This is a genomic window from Rhizobium sp. USDA 3886 (genome assembly GCF_056279785.1).
The window spans coordinates 1,362,614-1,379,161 of sequence record NZ_JBWCDC010000001.1; the positions used below are offsets into that span (position 1 = coordinate 1,362,614).

Here is a 16,548-nt window from a genome sequence, read left to right on the forward strand (position 1 = left end):
TAGCACCATGGCTCGATAAACCAAGGAGGCCATGATGACCGGGACAGCATACAACATTCTGGACACCTTCTTCGCATTCAGGGCAAGGCAACTGCAGCGCACCGCCTGGGAGAACACCAGGCGGCAGATGAGCACCCTGCCCAGCCACTTGATCGCTGATGTCGCCCCCTATCCGGGTAACAATATTCGAGAATCATCCACACGACACTCCGTTTCTCAGCAGAGTTCTGCGTTGGCGATGCAACATGAAATGCGATTCACGCCCGGCTGGCCCTCCAGTGATCGCCGCTAGTGCTTCATCATCAAGGGAAGCGGCGCATGCGATAGCAGGTAATAAGTGACACGGCCGAGCAGCAGTTCCAGGAAATAGTCATGCTTGAAAGCGCCGATCAAAAGGCACGTCGCATTCGCCGACTTGGCGAAATCGAGAATCGCCTCCCCGACGGACCGGCCTCCCGAGCTGATTGCGGCGACGTCGCCATCAAGCCCCAGGTGATCAAGCAGTTCCCTTGCCGTTAACTGGTAGCTTCCGTCCGGTTTGTCGTTGACACATAGAACCGTCACGCGATCGGACGCGGCCAGCCAGCGTCTGGCGGCGGTGGCGGCATCCTGCACATGATCATGCGGTTTCCAGCCGATCACCACGTGGCCCAACAGATTGCCGGCATAGGCACCGCAAGGCTGTGCCAGCACCAGCTTTCGCTCATTGAAAAGAAGATCGTGAAACGCGTCGCGGGCATCCATGTTGCCGTGGCACGGGGCGACGACGAGCGCCGTCTCATGGGTTTCGGCGGTCACGCAGCGATTGAGATCGCCGCGGCAGTCATCGAGAAGGAGCCGTTCTCGGCCGGGCTTGTCCTGCTTCCAATCCTCGAAGGCGCGGGCGACCTGCTCGAACCGCTCACGCGGCGACCCTTCCGTCCGGTCTCGCAGCATCTGCAGATCGATCTCCTCCGGTGCGGCAATCATCCCTTTCGGATCCGCACCGACATGAGCCACGGCCATGGTGCCGTGGATGGCGCGGGCGGCGTCTTCGGCGATGTCCAGACAAGGCCGCGCAGTTATCGGATCGGGCAGCAGAGCGAGAACATCGGCATGGACAGTCACTTCATGCACATGGCCGGCGAAGATGACGCCGGCCTCTGCCGAGGGCGGTATCCGGGCGTTGTCGTTTACGGGCGCGTTGTTCATACCGGACCTCCTTCCGCGATGCTCCCACATCGCTCCCGGTCCATCACATTTGAAGTCTACTCCTGCGCCCCATACCTAGCAACGCCGCGCACTTGTCGGCCACTTCCATGGCAAATGGGCGACGCGCCGCGGCAGAATATCCTGCGGGGGCAGCCAAGCGGGGCAGCCGAGCTTGCGACATCGTTCGAACAATCAGGCAGTCCCCGCGTTCATTTTGAAGGGCGAAGGAGTTCCTGATGACATATGGATCACTGAGTCCCTTCAATGAAACCTGGTTCCGATACAACCCGGATACAGAGACCCTCAAAGCCGCCCGTGATCTGGTGGACCAGTACCTCGTGTTCGCTGAGGAAGCGCAAGTGGGAAACGACATCGTCGACGAGATCGAGCTGCCAGTCCCGAGGCCTGTCCTGATCAAGTCTTTTGGCCTCGTCATCGCCGCGGAGCACCGTCCGCAGATGAGGACCCTGCTGGTCAAGGCCGGGATGGCGCTTGCCCAATATTGCGACGACCTCGGACCACGGATCAGGTTAAAGCCCGCAACCCCACACGGCAGGCCCCCAGCAGCCCGATCGCGAGAGTTCGAGCGCCGTCTTGAAAAGAAGCTTGCGGCAGTCGCTGCAGAACGGATCAACCTCGGCGTATTTTATCGCCGCGCCTTTATCGAGGCCATGCATTAAGGCCAACGCCCCTGCCCCGGCCCCGCGACGTCGGAGCGCGGCCTGCAACCAGGTAGAGGGATCGTTCCAAAGGACGCTGCGCGACTATTTTCATCATGGTCCTGGGATCGATATGGGGGAACGGACCGCAGTTGGCCGTCGGGTCGGTGATCGTCAAGACCTGCGCCTCTGTTCGTCATACGCAAGTTCAGCGATCGTTTTCGCTGCACCAGGAACCGCATCGATGCAACCCGCGGTTCAATGGAACATTACCAAGGTGATCGCGCCGACCATGACCCACCCGGAGATGATAATCAGAGACATTCTCAACAACGCTGTCTTGATCGTCATGAAATACCCCACATCGCGTCAATTCGAACGAACCGGCCGCCGGGAGAACGCGCCCATCGGACCGACGCCTCATCCCGGCCGGATTATGTCTGACGCCCTCAGGACGAGCGGAGCCAGAGATGGACTGAAATTGCCCGTTGCGACTAAGCACGCCCCCCATCGTCAGTCGCGTGAAATCGATGTGACACACGTTCTGCGTGAGAAGCATTGCACCCTATCTTCGTTGGGAAACAAGCAGAGGTTATAGGCGCCGTCCGGCGACTCCCTTGTCTGTGGCTGTCGGATAAGGAAAACGTGTCTGCGCGTCGCCAACCGATGGTCGCCAGGCAGCAGCGTCACTTCATATCCTTCCTGACCGGGGCGAACGGCGTTCGACGAAATCCTCTGCAATCGCCGCTGTTACCGTCTCCGTTGCAACAGAACGGCTCTTAGGTGAAGCCCGACGGCGCTTCATGGGCGTGGACGGCCGTGGCAAACGCCATCCCGATCGCCGCAAGTGTCATTCGCATGGCGCGTCCTCGCTGTCACGTGCGTCGTGGAACGCGGCAGCCTCCACGATCCCGACAGGATTCGTCACTTGCTTCCGTCGAACGGATCGGCCAGCGCCGCCACCGGGCGACTTATCGGATACTTGATGACGGAGACCCACAACGTGATGTTCGCGCCACATAAATGACTCGAATGTCGATGACACGTAGGCCCTAATTGAAATCGGGCTGCTTTGCATGTAGCTCGTTGGGAATGGGCAAGATGTACCGAATCACAGTGAGCAAGCTGCTCGTGATGATACGGCTGGTGATCATCGTATCTCTGGCGGGGTACTCGCTATCCAACGCCAACGCGGTGATGCATGGCTCGTCTTTCCCCGAGCTGGAAGCCGTTGCCTCGGAAACGATGCCGTCCCACGGGGGTCACGACGTGGCGGAGGCGGCCCATCTTGATCATTCGCATGGCGACATCTCCGATAACGCCGATGGTGTCTCGAAGCTCGTCAAGCAGGAATGCTGCAGCGATTTCTGCGGCGGGCTTGGCATGATTTGTGAAGGCCCCGACGTCGGCGGACCGGTTGTGACCTCGATCCGGCAGTTCATCGACGATCAGCAAACCTTTGGCGAGCTGCCGCCCCTTCACCGTCCTCCGAATATCTGAATAGAGACTAACCCGCATTGGCGGGTCCGCAGGGCATTCCCGGTATCACCGGGTCTGCCGCTCGAAGTCTATTATTCGGATTTTCAAAAATGAGACCTTCCATATTGGTGGTGGGGCTGCCGCTTATCATAGGTGGCTGCGCATCCACATTACCTCCCGATGTCATTGCATCGACGGACGTTGAACAGACGTATTCTGTGCGTCCGGTTCGATATCACTCGCCCATTTCCGGCTATGTTTCCCGTCAACCGGTCGACCCCAAACCCTGGCGTCAGCAGAATGAGCAGCAGCCTCCGAAGACCGGAGATGCGTCATGATCACGATCAGGAAACTTGCGGCCGTCGCGACCCTTCCCGTTGTTTTGGCGAGCTGTGTGAGCGGAGCCGACTACGCAAAGCGCGACGCGGGCTTCAGCACCGTCGCGGCGACAACCTCGACGGTAACCGCCAAGCAGACCGTCTGGGTACAAAATCAGCAACAGGCTCAGGCAGCCTCAGCCGAAGTGAAGACGCTTCTTGCCCGTAAGACGGCACTCGACGCCGAAACCGCCGTCCAGATCGCCCTGCTCAACAACAAAGGTCTGCAAGCGGCGTATGCCGATCTCGGCGACAGCGCGGCCGACGCCTGGCAGTCGACGCTGTTCATCAACCCGACCGTCGCCATCGGCACGACAGGCATAGGGACGCCGGAACTGGAGGCGTTCAAGACGATCGAAGGGATGATCACGACGAACATCCTGGCGCTCGCGACGAAGAACCGGGACGTGGCGATCGCCGACACCCGCTTCCGCCAGGCGCAGTTGACCGCGGCGGTGAAGACCCTCCAGCTCGCCGCCGAGACGCGGCGTGCCTTTATCGGCGCGGTGGCGGCCTGGGAAACCGTCGGGCAGCTCCAGCGTGCCCAGGCAGCAGCGGACGCCGCTTCCGAACTGGCCGAGAAGCTGGGCGAGACCGGTGCGATGGCCAAGGGCGCCCAGGCCCGCGAACATGTGTTCGTCGCCGAACTCGCCGCAGAAACGGCGAAGGCCCGCCTGGCGGCCCGTCTCGCCAAGGAGGAGCTGACACGGCTGATGGGCCTGTGGGGCTCCGACCTGGACTACCAGGTTCCGAACAGCCTGCCACCGCTACCCAAGGCCGTCGTCCGGCGCGACACCATCGAGGCCGAAGCCCTCCGAAACCGGATCGACCTGCAGGTGGCGAAGCTCGAACTGGAGGCCACCGCCAGGTCCCATGGGCTCACCGAAGCCACACGGTACGTCACCGACCTCGAAATCCTGACGGGCTTCGAAACGGAACAGGAAATCGAGGACGACGAGAAGAAGACAAGGACGACGGCTCAGGTCGAGCTGGAGTTCGCGATCCCGATCTTCGACACCGGCAAGGCCCGCATGCGCAAGGCCGAGGTGGCCTACATGCGGGCGGCGAACCAGCTCGCCGAGAAGGCCGTCAATGTCCGCTCGCAAGCACGGTCCGCCTATGAGGCCTACCGCTCGAACTACGACATCGCGCGGCACTACCGCAACGACGTCGTGCCGCTGCGCACCAAGGTCGAAGAAGAATCCCTGCTGACCTACAACGGCATGATCACCAACACCTTCGAGCTGCTGACCGACACCCGCGACAAAATCAACGCCATGCTGCTTTCCGTCAACGCGAAGCGCGACTTCTGGCTCGCCGAAGCCAACCTCGCGCCGGCGATCTACGGCGGCGGCGCGACGAACGCCTCGGCAGAGACCGAGGTCGCCGCTGCTGCCGAAAGCAGCGGTGGCGGCGGCCATTGAGAAAGGAACTCACCATGTTCAACAGACGACAACTGTTCGGTGCGAGCGCGGCGCTGCTGGCGGCCGGCGCCTGGACAAAGACATCGGCGATGGGTCTGCCCGACGCCCCGACAATGGCATCGGCCGACATGCAGCCGCCGCTTCATCCGGCCTCGGGTCCGGACTACCAGCCGGTGGTCACCCTCAACGGCTGGACCCTGCCTCACCGGATGAACAACGGCGTCAAGGAGTTCCACCTCGTCGCCGAACCGGTCGAGCGCGAGATGGCCGACGGCATGACTGCATATTTATGGGGTTACAACGGACAGTCGCCCGGCCCGACGATCGAGGCCGTCGAAGGCGACCGCGTCCGCATCTTCGTCACCAACAAGCTGCCGGAGCACACGACGATCCACTGGCACGGCATGCTCGTGCCGTCGGGCATGGACGGCGTCGGCGGCCTGACGCAGCCGCACATCCCGGTCGGCAAGACCTACGTCTACGAGTTCGACCTCGTGAAGTCCGGCACCTTCATGTACCACCCGCACTCCGACGAGATGGTGCAGATGGCCATGGGCATGATGGGCTTCTTCGTCGTCCATCCCAAGGATCCGAAGTTCATGCGCGTCGACCGCGACTTCGTCTTCCTGCTCAACGCCTACGACATCGATCCCGGCTCCTACGTGCCGCGCATCATGGAGATGACCGACTTCAACATGTGGTGCTGGAACAGCCGCGTGTTTCCGGACATCAGCCCCCTGGTGGTTTCCAGGAACGACCGCGTTCGCGTCCGCGTCGGCAATCTGACGATGACGAACCACCCGATCCACATGCATGGCTACGATTTCGAAGTGACATGTACCGACGGTGGTTGGGTGCGGCCGGAAGCGCGATGGCCGGAGGTGAGCATCGACATTCCGGTCGGCGCGATGCGCGCCTACGAGTTCGACGCCAGGTATCTCGGCGACTGGGCGATCCATTGCCACAAGTCGCACCACACGATGAACGCCATGGGTCACGACATTCCGACCTTCATCGGTGCGGACAAGTCGAAGGTCGCCGAGAAGATCAAGAAGCTGCAGCCGGAATACATGCCCATGGGCACCAAGGGCATGGCCGACATGGGCGAAATGGAAATGCCCATTCCCGAGAACACCGTTCCGATGATGACCGGCTGGGGGCCGCACGGCCCCATCGAGATGGGCGGCATGTTCTCGGTCGTGAAGGTCCGCGAGGGCATCTCGGCGGACGATTACGCCGATCCGGGCTGGTACGAAAACCCGCCCGGAACGCAGGCCTGGGAATGGACCGGCGAACTGCCGGAGGCGACCAAGGCCAAGGACGCGAAGACGCACATCACCCCGAAGCCGACAAACGGCTGAGGCTCAATCTTCCACATCAAAAAAAGGATTTACCGATGAAGAACTATCTGTTGGCACTGGCGCTGGTCGCCCTCGCAACCCCAGCCTTGGCGAGCGGCAATCATGCCGGCGGCCACGCTGAGAAAATGGCCATCGGCGAACCTGGCGATAAAGCCAAGGCCACACAGACGATCCGCGTCACGATGAAGGAAACCGACGATGGCAAGATGATATTCACTCCCGCCGTCTTCAACGTCCGCAAGGGCCAGACGGTCAAGATCGCGATCAAGAATGCCGGGACGGTCGACCACGAGTTCGTGCTCGATCAGGAAGACAAGATCCTTGAGCACAAGGCGGTCATGGAAAAGTTCCCGGAGATGGAACACGACGATCCGAATTCGATCCGACTTCCGGCCGGCCAATCCGGCGAGATCGTCTGGAAGTTCACCACCGACGGCCAGTTCAAGTTCGCCTGCCTGATCCCCGGCCACTACGAGGCTGGCATGCATGGCGACGTCACCGTCGCCGGGAAATAATCGAAACCAAGGAGACACAGAGATGAGAACCGCAATGAAACTCGGCCTTGCCGCCCTGCTTTCGGCCAGCGCAGCCTTCGGTGCGTTTGCCCAGGAGTTCACCAAGGGCGTCGTCAACAAGGTCGACACCAAGGCCAACAAGGTCACCATCAAGCATGAGGACCTGAAGAGCCTCGACATGCCTGCGATGACGATGGTCTTCCGCGTCGAAGACCCGGCTCTGCTCAAAAGGCTGAAGGAAGGTTCGAACATCGAGTTCGTTGCCGAACGCGTGAATGGCAAGCTGACCGTCACCGAGGTAAAGTAAACCAGACTCCCGCCGCCCGGATGCATCCGGGCGGCGGGACATCGAGGAGTGGAGACGATGCACAGGAGAAGCTTCATCGCAATGGCGGCGTCCGCCCTGGTGGTCCTTGGCGGAAGGGCTCATGCCACTGTCCCGGCGGAGATGACCGTCTATAAGGATCCGAACTGCGGCTGCTGCCATGAATGGTCGAAGGCGATGGCGGCGGCAGGATTTTCCGTCGACGCCCGCGACACCGGCGATCTTGCCGCGGTCAAGGCGCGACTGCAGGTGCCCGCCGAATTGGAGGGATGCCACACCGCAGTCATCGAGGAATACTACCTTGAGGGACATGTCCCGCTCGAGGCCGTCCAGCGCCTGTTGCGGGAGCGGCCGCCCATTCGAGGGCTGGCCGTGCCGGGCATGCCGCCTGGCTCGTTGGGAATGGGCGACGACCCGGAGGCGTCCTATGACGTTTATGCGATCCCGTCGGAGACCGGCGCACCATACGTGTTCATGGAGATCCGTCCCCGAAAAGGCTGACGCCGCGATCGATCAAGCCGTGCCGTACTGCCGCTCAGGAAACTGGAGCGCTGCAGAGCGCTGCCCAGAGATCGTGCTTCCAGTCGGCTCCCGCCTGCGCCGAAACGTCGACTGCATAGTCGGCGGAATTGATCCGCACCATGGTGCAACTAGTGACTTGGGCACAGATGATCCGAGATTTCACAGAACTGGCATCTGGTGGCAGTTGCTGCATAATTGCGTTTAACTGCAGTCAATGTTCGGGCAGTCCTGCCTTCCGCAAGCCCTCGGCCATTTGATCGGCCCATTTCGGTACGGCTCGAAACACGGGCCGAGTCAGATAGCGCTGGATCGTAAAGTCCGGTTCGGCTGCCAAGAGTTTCTTCGCGGCCCATCGAGCGGTGTCCTGGTCGCCTGCCATTGACGACCACGCAGTCATCATCCGATAAGGCCAGGTGACCTCTGGATGTTTGTTGACTACCTCCCGGGCGATGGAGACTGCCTCTGAAAGGGAGCCTGCCAGAGCTAATGCGAGAGCGAAGCCCATTCTCATGTTGAAGGCAAGCGGGTCCGCCGGACTGAGCGTCATCGCCCGCTCGAACCGCTCCTTGGCGCGATCAGGCTCGCCCTTGTAGCTTGCAACCCATCCAAACCTCGCCCATGCCCAGGCATTGTTCGGATCGAGCGCCAGCGCTCTTTCAAGGTAAGCCGAAGCACGCTCCTGGTCGCCGCAGTGGCTCAACGCTCCACCTACGGCTGTCAGGGCAGCCGGATCATCATCGATGGAGCCCGCCGCAGCTTCGATGGCCCTAAGGGCGCGTTCCAGGTCACGATCCGGTTCTTCGGTCCAGATGTAGCCGAGGTTCTGCGCATGGCACCATGCGAGAAATGCATGGGCTCGGCCATAAGCAGAGTCGATCGCGACGGCATCCTCAAGTAGCGGTATCGCCCGCCTGACAGCATCTTTGTTGTGACCCCAGAGGTGCGGGTAGGCGCGCATGACGAGGTCATAGGCGCGCAGACTGCTAGGCGGCTTACGCTTCGACAGCTCGATTTCCGCGCTGCGGATGGCTGGATGGATTGCGCCCGCGACCTGCGCCGCGATCCTGTCCTGGAACTCAAAGATGTCGTGAGTCGCGCCCTCATAACGCTCGGACCAAAGCTGGGTCCGCATCTCGGCGTCGACCAGTTGTACAGAGATACGCAGCCGATCCCCTCCCCGGCGAACGGTACCTTCGACCACGTAAGTGACTCCAAGTTCCCTGCCAACGTCACGCACGTCAACGAAACGTCCCTTGTACGTGAACGCGGACTGGCGGGCGATCACAAAGAAATCCCGAACACGGGAGAGGGCGGCGGTGATTTCCTCCACGACGCCGTCCACAAAGTACCCATCGCTCTGACCGCTGAGGTTGTCGAAGGGCATGACCACGATCGACGGCTGGTCCCTGCCAAAGCGGGCCGCAAGTGATGGCCCGGATCCCGCGTCACGCCCCCCGGGCGTCGCTTGCGGCCAGTCGACCCGAAAGACAGAAATTGGCCTGGGGATGTTCTTCAAGGCCCGATCGCCAAGGCTGGTCAGCGTGAACGGCACCTTGCCGTCGAGATGTTCGCGTACCGACCCGGATATGCAGATGCCTGATGGGGCCGCCATCTCCTGCAAGCGCGCCGCGATGTTGACGCCATCGCCTAGCAGATCGTCACCTGACACAACCACGTCACCCAGATTGACGCCGATGCGAAATTCCAAACGGCGATCCAGTGGGAGGTCTTCCGAGAGGCTGAGGACGCGACGCTGGATCTCAACCGCGCACCGGACCGCCTGAACTGCACTTGGGAACTCCGCGACAAGGCCGTCACCTGCGCTGCCGAAAATGCGACCACCATGCTCGCGCACTAACTCTGCGATCCGACTGTGGCACAAGTTAAGTGCACGAACCGTGCTCTCCTCGTCCAGCGCCGTGAGGCGGCTGAAGCCGGCAACATCGGTGGAAAGTATGGCTGCAAGCTTTCGATCCACAGCGGTGACCGCTCCTGCGGCGTACAATATCGTTGGTGATGCGCGCATTCAATTGCGCGACTTTACATCACCAAAGTCAAAATCCACAGCGCGAACGCTCTGGCGACTGCTCGCTGGCTCCTCCCTAGGCGTTCCGAAACTGAGCTACGATATCCACGACAACCGCATCGGAACCCTCTGCGCAGATCCCGAACACATCTTCGAAACCAACAGCGAGACCTGATTGAAAAAATCACCTTCAGCGTGTGAGCAATGTCTTATCAGCCTGAGGTGGGAATGAAAGATTCTAATGTCCCTGCGTCAGGAGGCCGTTTTGACTACTGTTGAGAGCCTATTGCGACCACTTCGGCCGCGCCCAAAATGTCGGCGGTAGGAACTCGCCTTTCCATCGGTTCCAACGAACGGCGTTGAAGCGGTGCGCATCGCCAGACGAATTAATCGGCGGGGGCCGCAATCAAGGTAGGGCGCTCCCCTAACCTCTTTTCGACGCTTTCCCCCGGGATATCGTCTCGTGCTTTAAGAGCGCACTCGATGAAGGTATCGATGTCCGCATGTGAATGATCGGACATGACCTGGAGTCGCCAGCGCGATTGATTTTTAGCGACCGCAGGTGACTCGACAAGATTCACAATTGCCCCGTTTGTAATCATAAATGATGTCATTGTTCGCGCAGCACTACAATCTCCCACCACAACCGGCACGATTGCGCTGGGTTCGCCAAGAGCCACAAAGCCATGACGCTTCAACTGTGCTCGAAGGTAATCGACGTTATCGCGAAGTTTGAGGCGGCGGTGCTGACCTTCATCGCTCTCAACGATTCGGAACGCCTCTAGTATCACGGCGGCCTGAATGGGTGTCATCGCGTTTGTGAACGTCTGGGGACCGCAGCAGGCGCGAACGGCGGTACGAAAGCCGTCATATTGGGTGGCAACGAATCCCCCTATCGACGCAAAAGTCTTGGAAAAGGTGCCAAGCAGGACATCGACCTTTCCCACCATATCTTGAAGTTCGAGAATACCCCTTCCAGTTGGCCCGATGCAGCCAAGATCGTGGGCGCAGTCAACGAGAAGAACGGCGCCGTAGCAGGTGCAGATTGCCTGGAGTTCCTTTATGTCAGGGCTGTCGCTGTCCATTGAAAACAGCGTCTCGGTAACAACCAGGATTCCCGACGACGGTTCGCTTGTCCTGATCCGTTTCAATCGCCGCTCCACACCCGCCTTCGACAGATGGGGGGATCGGTGAATTTTCGCTCCCGAAGCTTCTGCGCCTTCCTGCAGGCAGGCGTGGGCAAGAATGTCCATGACGATATGGTCACCAGGCTGCGCCAGCATTTTTACGATGCCATACCCGGCTGTCCAGCCCGTCGGAAACAGTATGCACTCTTTGAAATCCAGAAACTCCTCTAGTTTTTTCTCCAATTGCAACGATAGATCAGAATTGCCCATCAATGCGGCCGACCCAGCGCTATGAACTCCATAGCGCGCGGCGGCATCACTTGCCGCCTTCACCAGACGCGGATGCGACGACAGCGACAAGTAGTCCTGACTAGCGAAATTGACGCCCGAGAATGGAGTGCCGTCGCGCAAACTCCCGGAAACATGAGGTAGGATTTTTCCGCCTGTAGACTTCTGGTACGGGTCCAACCCAAATTTCCCACGGTCATGGAGCCAGTTTCCCACGGGTGTCCAGCGCTTGATTAGATGGCTTTCGCTGGCGGCGAAGTGGTCCTTTGCGATGCCTGATGCAAGGTCTGTGGCAGGCAAGGCATCAATGGAAATGTTGGAGATCATAGGAAATCGTTCAAATATCGGTGAAGAGTGTTCGTAGATGGCACGCCACTCAAGGTATGTCTCAAGACGCTCCTTGGGTGTCTCCCGGCTTGACATAATGATGGCTTCGTTGAGGCTAATATCATACCTTGCCATGTAGGCCGCAATAACATCTTCATTATTTGTCTCGTATGTAGTTTTCATAGTTCTAATTGTTTCTCAACAGCACTTTCATACTTTAATACCACGTTCTCTTGTCGCAACACATACTCCAATTGCGTTAGACTTTCCCTTCTGCCTGAAGTCGGAACTGTTGCGGTGCTCGAAAAGACCAGACGCTGGCATTCAAAACAAAAAGTTTCATCTTTACTTCCGGGATTTCTTGTGTAGCCTGTGCTTAAGTCTCGTTTTTGTTTGTTTTACAGTTGCTTATGCTCATTCTCTTAGACAAGCCTGATTGCGATCCGAGCCAGCACACCGGAGACCACCATCCTGCGTATAGCGTCACCGATGCGACCAGCGCTTCGGGAGTCAGCATCGCATTCTCCAACAACGTGGCCGCAGGTTCCGTCGACAGAATGAAGTCTGGTAGACCCGATGCCTATTGATCTGTGCAGGCTGGATCAAGCACTCGACAAGTCGTTGGAAGCAGCGGTCGATCCGTCGCTATGGCCGGAAATTCTGGATAGGCTAACCGCCGCAACTGGTTCATTCGGCGCAAATATCATTCCGGCGAATGCGCGGTCTCCTGACCTGATTATCGCCACCGAAGGCGTTAAGCCCGCCCTGGAAGACTACTTCTCCGATGGCTGGCACATCAACGAATGGCATCTCCGCGGCATTCCCCTCATGATGAGGGACGGAACGATGCGGGACCAGCAGTACACCACCCGCGACCAGTTCGAGCACCTGGAGTACTATCGCTTCCAGGCGGCACACGGCATCGGCCGGACGTGCATAATCGGCTTCTCGTCACCGGAGGACCTCCTCTGTCTTACCTGCACAGGAGGTTGGACTCCGACTTTTTCAGCGACGAGGAGGCCGCCGTATTCCAGAAGGCCAGGGATCGGCTAACGGTCTCCGCGATGATCATGCGCGGGCTGTCCGCAAGTAGGGTCAGCGGTATGGCCGATGCCTTCCGTTCGACAGGTGTTGCGGCGATATTCTTCGACCGGTTCTGCCGCGTGACGGAGGTCACTCCCGACGCCGAGCGGCTCTTTGGTGAAGAGGTATTTATCAGCAACCGGACCATTTGTTCCCGTGTCCCCGACGTGACCACAGCGATCCAAAAGCGCATGCGCTCGGTAACGACGGAGAGATGGCTCCGACCCGACGAACCTTCAGGCCCGCTCACAATACCCCGGGACGGCGGGCGACCTATGGTGCTGCGCATACAACGCCTGGGCGGCAATCTTCCAGATTTCTTTGCCCACTCGGTTGGCGTATGCCTCATCGAGGATGTCGGCCGAAAACAACGGCAAAATCAGCAACAGCTCCGCCAACTCTTCGGGCTCACAGCCACTGAAGCGATCATCGCAACGATAATCTCTCAAGGAATGACCTTGCAAACAGTCGCCAAGGACAGATCAATTTCCTACGAAACGGCACGGACCCATCTGCGCTCTATCTTTGGAAAGACGAATACGGGACGGCAGGCGGAACTTGCGACGCTCCTGACCCGCCTGAACCTCATCGATCTTCCCGCGTCCGAGCTTTGACGGCCTCAGTAGTGGTGTCCAATGCTATAAAGGATTCCCTGGCCCAAAAAAAGGCGATGGGTGTCCTCTCGATCGTCAGTCGGCCCATGTAGAGCGCCATGTCCACAAAGTCGTGCTCTGATCTCCGTGCCCCAATTTTCATGTCCTCGGGAGAAGGCAATCGGTTTGATGGCGACAAAGTCCCAGTCTATCTTGGACTTGCTTCTTTGCTGCAAAGAAGCGCACTTGCCATCCGCATACGGTGCGCGTCCGTCATCTTTTGCTGCCATCCTTTTCTGCGCCCAGTAAGTCCGGGACAGCGATTTCACTAAGTCGCGGACAAAATTGTTGGCGGATTTAGATCGATTTTCGTGAGCGCCGATCTGGCATTTTGCCCTCGTGTATTGAGCGAGGACCCGATGCCCAGACGGAAGCAAGCGAGACATACTGACGTGAAGGACATCCGGTCGATATTGCGGCTGACGTTTGAGCAAGAACTGCCGATACGGGCAGTCGCGGAACGTCTGAAGCACCGTTTCGATGTTCTTGAGACCCAGCGGTCATAGTGCCGCCACAGAGTTCGGCCCAATCACGCTTTGTTTAACAAGCGGATGGCGACGAAATGAGATTGCTGGCCCTCTTGGCTGCAGCCCTTTTGCTGACGACCTTTCAGGCCCGAGCCCAAGTTTACGGGCCGTATGATGGATACGACGAGTACGGTGGCTACGGCTATGACGATCCGTATAGCTCCTATCCACCGCCGCTCGATTACGAGCCAGTGCCTCGCTATCAGGAACCCCTGCGTGAGCGCAGGGAACCCTCGACACGAAACGCGAGGGGAACCATCGTAATCGCCACGCGCGAGCATATGCTTATTTACACGACGTCATGGGGTGAACAGTTCGCTTACCCCATTGCCGTTGGCCGTGAAGGCAAGCAATGGTACGGATCAACTCGGGTGATTTCTAAGCGAGAGCATCCCGAATGGCGGCCGACGGCGGGCATGCGCCAGAAGAACCCAGGGCTTCCAGCGGTTGTGAGGCCTGGCCCCGCCAACCCGCTTGGAACCCGAGCGATCTATCTTGCCGACGGACTATTACGCATACACGGCACAAACGATCCCTCCTCCATCGGCACCAACGCGTCGAGCGGTTGCTTCCGGATGTACCGCGAGGACGTCGAGGAGCTTTATGAGATGGTCCGGCCAGGAACGCAGGTCATCATTCAGCGATAACCGACACACCTGATTGCTAAGCGACCGCTGCTCTGGCTACAGCGACTCCGAGGAACCACCGGGCCGCTCGCTCGGTGTCGCATTATTTCCGTTTCGCTGCCCACTGACGAAGTTCCGCCTTCGCCTTTTCAGGCCATGCTTTCACGCCCGGATTCACCCTGGAGTATATTGCAAGTCTCTATCTGACAGAGATTTTCGCATTACCGACGATTGCCTCGAACAACTTTTCACAATTAAATCAGTTCGATATGGCCTGATAGCTATTTCGCTTTGATTGAATCCGTTTCGCTGTGGCTGAATCTGCTTCGCCATAGGCCAGTGTTTGCTTCGCTCTAATGTGAGTTCATCAATTCATCACTGCCGAAGCGACATGCTGACCATCCTAAAGACGTTCAATAAATCTGATCGTATCCATAAAATCTATTCGTTTGTTTGATGGATGACCAAGGAGCATATTGACCACCAAGCGCAAACCGCGTGAGAAAGGAAACGGCGATGACTACGATCGGTTACCGGGATGGCAAGAGTTCATCCTCCGACGCACATTTTGATGTAGCAAGCCTTGCCCGCAGGCTCGTACATTCCTGGCACCAGTGGCAGAACGCGCGGGAAATCGAATCCATGCCTTTCGACATTCGCAAAGATATTGGCTGGCCGTCTGCAGACGACGCGGATGAACGCAAGGTAATGTAATGAATGCGACATACCTCCCCGTTTGAAGGCGGCGCCCAGCCCACCGGCAGCGCCGCCTTCATCGTTTCAGCCTACAAAAATTTAATCTTGAATTTCAGACGCATATATTTCGCAAATAAGCCGGTGGCGCAACTTTTGCAGGCTGGCTTCGTCATTTGACAATGGTCTAATTCGTCAATGTCGCAAAATAGCTCTTCACGGCCGCATTTTTCCATGCGAACGTCGCTTTTGAGACATCGGAACGGCGCATTCCACGCAACGAATAGGCAATCGCCCTCGAGCATGGATTTTTCTCATGAACAAGATGCTGACCAAGAAGCGTTCTCTCGTGTTCTTCATGGTTCCCCAGTTCACCATGCTGCCCTTTTCGGCGGCGATCGACACGCTGCGCATCGCCAACCGCATGCTCGGCTACCCCGCTTACACCTGGCGGCTGACCTCGGTCGACGGCAACAAAGTTTATTCCTCCTGCGGCATCGGGGTCGAGGCGAATTCCTCCCTCGCCGAAGAGCGCCGGCATCTCAGCGGCGAGAACCGGCCAAGCATGGTGCTCGTCTGTTCGGGCATCGATGTCGAGGATTTCAACAACAAGTCCGTCAATGCCTGGCTTCGCGAATCCTACAACCGCGGCGTTGCCGTCGGAAGCCTCTGTACGGGCGCGCATGTGCTTGCTCAGGCCGGGCTCCTGAACGGCAAGCGCTGCGCGATCCACTGGGAAAACCTGCCGGGCTTTTCCGAAGCCTTCCCGCAGGCGGAGGTCTATGCCGACCTCTACGAAGTGGACAGCAATCTCTACACCTGCGCCGGCGGCACCGCATCGCTCGACATGATGCTGAACCTGATCGGACAGGATTTCGGCGAGGCGCTCGTCAACCGGGTTTGCGAGCAGCACCTGACAGATCGCGTCCGCAGCCCGCACGACCGTCAGCGCCTGCCGCTGCGCGCCCGCCTCGGCGTCCAGAACGCCAAGGTCCTGTCGATCATCGAACTGATGGAAGGCAATCTCGCCGAACCTCTGTCGCTGCTTGAGATCGCCGACGGCGCCGGCCTGTCCCGCCGCCAGATCGAGCGGCTTTTCCGTCAGGAAATGGGCCGGTCCCCCGCCCGTTACTATCTGGAGATCAGGCTCGACCGCGCCCGCCACCTGCTGGTGCAGTCTTCGATGCCGGTCGTCGAAGTCGCGGTCGCTTGCGGCTTCGTCTCCGCGTCGCATTTCTCGAAGTGTTATCGCGAACTCTACAACCGTTCGCCGCAGCAGGAGCGCGCAGAGCGCAAGCTGACCATGGCAACGGCCCGCCAGGCGATCGCAGCGTAACGAAGATGG

Annotated in this window: 18 protein-coding genes and 1 pseudogene; 15 read left to right on the top strand and 4 right to left on the bottom strand. The window is 59.0% G+C overall.

All coding sequences use genetic code 11. The annotated features are described in order from the left end of the window. The first annotated feature begins 34 nt into the window (after window positions 1-34). Window positions 35-292, top strand: a complete 258-nt coding sequence (locus ACZ9BX_RS07070; RefSeq protein ID WP_476216721.1) for a hypothetical protein — start codon at window positions 35-37, stop codon at window positions 290-292. On the opposite strand, the gene ACZ9BX_RS07075 is transcribed toward ACZ9BX_RS07070, so the two are convergent. Continuing rightward, window positions 289-1,191 carry a universal stress protein gene (locus ACZ9BX_RS07075; protein WP_476216723.1) on the bottom strand — a complete coding sequence of 301 codons (903 nt, stop codon included), beginning with the start codon at window positions 1,189-1,191 and terminating at the stop codon, window positions 289-291. The genes ACZ9BX_RS07070 and ACZ9BX_RS07075 overlap by 4 nt on opposite strands. A gap of 236 nt (window positions 1,192-1,427) precedes the next feature. Here ACZ9BX_RS07075 and ACZ9BX_RS07080 point away from each other — a divergent pair, with 236 nt between their 5' ends. Continuing rightward, entirely contained in the window at window positions 1,428-1,871 is a 444-nt protein-coding gene (locus tag ACZ9BX_RS07080; protein ID WP_476216725.1) for a hypothetical protein, read from the top strand. A gap of 492 nt (window positions 1,872-2,363) precedes the next feature. Here ACZ9BX_RS07080 and ACZ9BX_RS07085 read toward each other — a convergent pair. Beyond that, window positions 2,364-2,710: pseudogene (locus ACZ9BX_RS07085) on the bottom strand (hypothetical protein). A gap of 232 nt (window positions 2,711-2,942) precedes the next feature. On the opposite strand from ACZ9BX_RS07085, the gene ACZ9BX_RS07090 reads away from it, so the two are divergent. The 7 genes from ACZ9BX_RS07090 (at window position 2,943) to ACZ9BX_RS07120 (ending at window position 7,832) form a co-directional block, all read left to right on the top strand. After that, entirely contained in the window at window positions 2,943-3,350 is a 408-nt protein-coding gene (locus ACZ9BX_RS07090) for a hypothetical protein (RefSeq protein ID WP_476216727.1), read from the top strand. A gap of 89 nt (window positions 3,351-3,439) precedes the next feature. Then, window positions 3,440-3,667, top strand: coding sequence for a hypothetical protein (locus ACZ9BX_RS07095; RefSeq protein WP_476216729.1), 228 nt, complete (start codon window positions 3,440-3,442; stop codon window positions 3,665-3,667). After that, complete coding sequence (locus tag ACZ9BX_RS07100) at window positions 3,664-5,130, top strand: TolC family protein (RefSeq protein WP_476216731.1); 1,467 nt, start codon at window positions 3,664-3,666, stop codon at window positions 5,128-5,130. The genes ACZ9BX_RS07095 and ACZ9BX_RS07100 overlap by 4 nt, the downstream gene beginning before the upstream one ends. Before the next feature lie 14 nt (window positions 5,131-5,144). Then, the gene (locus tag ACZ9BX_RS07105) at window positions 5,145-6,491 is read left to right on the top strand and encodes a multicopper oxidase family protein (RefSeq protein WP_476216733.1); all 1,347 of its coding nucleotides are present in this window, start codon (window positions 5,145-5,147) and stop codon (window positions 6,489-6,491) included. 35 nt (window positions 6,492-6,526) lie between these two features. Then, window positions 6,527-7,006, top strand: coding sequence for a cupredoxin domain-containing protein (locus ACZ9BX_RS07110; RefSeq protein WP_132568657.1), 480 nt, complete (start codon window positions 6,527-6,529; stop codon window positions 7,004-7,006). 22 nt (window positions 7,007-7,028) lie between these two features. Continuing rightward, window positions 7,029-7,313 (top strand): copper-binding protein, encoded by a 285-nt coding sequence (locus ACZ9BX_RS07115; RefSeq protein WP_476216736.1) that lies wholly within the window; start codon window positions 7,029-7,031, stop codon window positions 7,311-7,313. Window positions 7,314-7,370: 57 nt separating this feature from the next. Then, complete coding sequence (locus tag ACZ9BX_RS07120; RefSeq protein WP_476216738.1) at window positions 7,371-7,832, top strand: DUF411 domain-containing protein; 462 nt, start codon at window positions 7,371-7,373, stop codon at window positions 7,830-7,832. A 232-nt stretch (window positions 7,833-8,064) separates the two neighbouring features. Here ACZ9BX_RS07120 and ACZ9BX_RS07125 read toward each other — a convergent pair whose 3' ends face one another. Together ACZ9BX_RS07125 and ACZ9BX_RS07130 are read right to left on the bottom strand one after the other, a co-directional pair. Then, window positions 8,065-9,879, bottom strand: a complete 1,815-nt coding sequence (locus ACZ9BX_RS07125; protein WP_476216739.1) for an adenylate/guanylate cyclase domain-containing protein — start codon at window positions 9,877-9,879, stop codon at window positions 8,065-8,067. Window positions 9,880-10,265: 386 nt separating this feature from the next. After that, complete coding sequence (locus ACZ9BX_RS07130) at window positions 10,266-11,804, bottom strand: aminotransferase class I/II-fold pyridoxal phosphate-dependent enzyme (protein ID WP_476216741.1); 1,539 nt, start codon at window positions 11,802-11,804, stop codon at window positions 10,266-10,268. A gap of 393 nt (window positions 11,805-12,197) precedes the next feature. On the opposite strand from ACZ9BX_RS07130, the gene ACZ9BX_RS07135 reads away from it, so the two are divergent. The 6 genes from ACZ9BX_RS07135 (at window position 12,198) to ACZ9BX_RS07160 (ending at window position 16,539) form a co-directional block, all read left to right on the top strand. Further along, window positions 12,198-12,674, top strand: coding sequence for a hypothetical protein (locus tag ACZ9BX_RS07135; protein WP_476216743.1), 477 nt, complete (start codon window positions 12,198-12,200; stop codon window positions 12,672-12,674). 50 nt (window positions 12,675-12,724) lie between these two features. Next, window positions 12,725-13,318, top strand: a complete 594-nt coding sequence (locus tag ACZ9BX_RS07140) for a helix-turn-helix transcriptional regulator (protein ID WP_476216745.1) — start codon at window positions 12,725-12,727, stop codon at window positions 13,316-13,318. A 601-nt stretch (window positions 13,319-13,919) separates the two neighbouring features. Further along, window positions 13,920-14,531, top strand: coding sequence for a L,D-transpeptidase (locus tag ACZ9BX_RS07145; protein WP_476216747.1), 612 nt, complete (start codon window positions 13,920-13,922; stop codon window positions 14,529-14,531). 495 nt (window positions 14,532-15,026) lie between these two features. Continuing rightward, on the top strand, window positions 15,027-15,224 hold the full coding sequence (locus ACZ9BX_RS07150; protein ID WP_087000000.1) for a hypothetical protein: 198 nt from the start codon (window positions 15,027-15,029) through the stop codon (window positions 15,222-15,224). 3 nt (window positions 15,225-15,227) lie between these two features. After that, entirely contained in the window at window positions 15,228-15,383 is a 156-nt protein-coding gene (locus ACZ9BX_RS07155) for a hypothetical protein (RefSeq protein WP_476216749.1), read from the top strand. A gap of 136 nt (window positions 15,384-15,519) precedes the next feature. Further along, the gene (locus ACZ9BX_RS07160; protein ID WP_132567962.1) at window positions 15,520-16,539 is read left to right on the top strand and encodes a GlxA family transcriptional regulator; all 1,020 of its coding nucleotides are present in this window, start codon (window positions 15,520-15,522) and stop codon (window positions 16,537-16,539) included. Window positions 16,540-16,548: the final 9 nt, after the last annotated feature.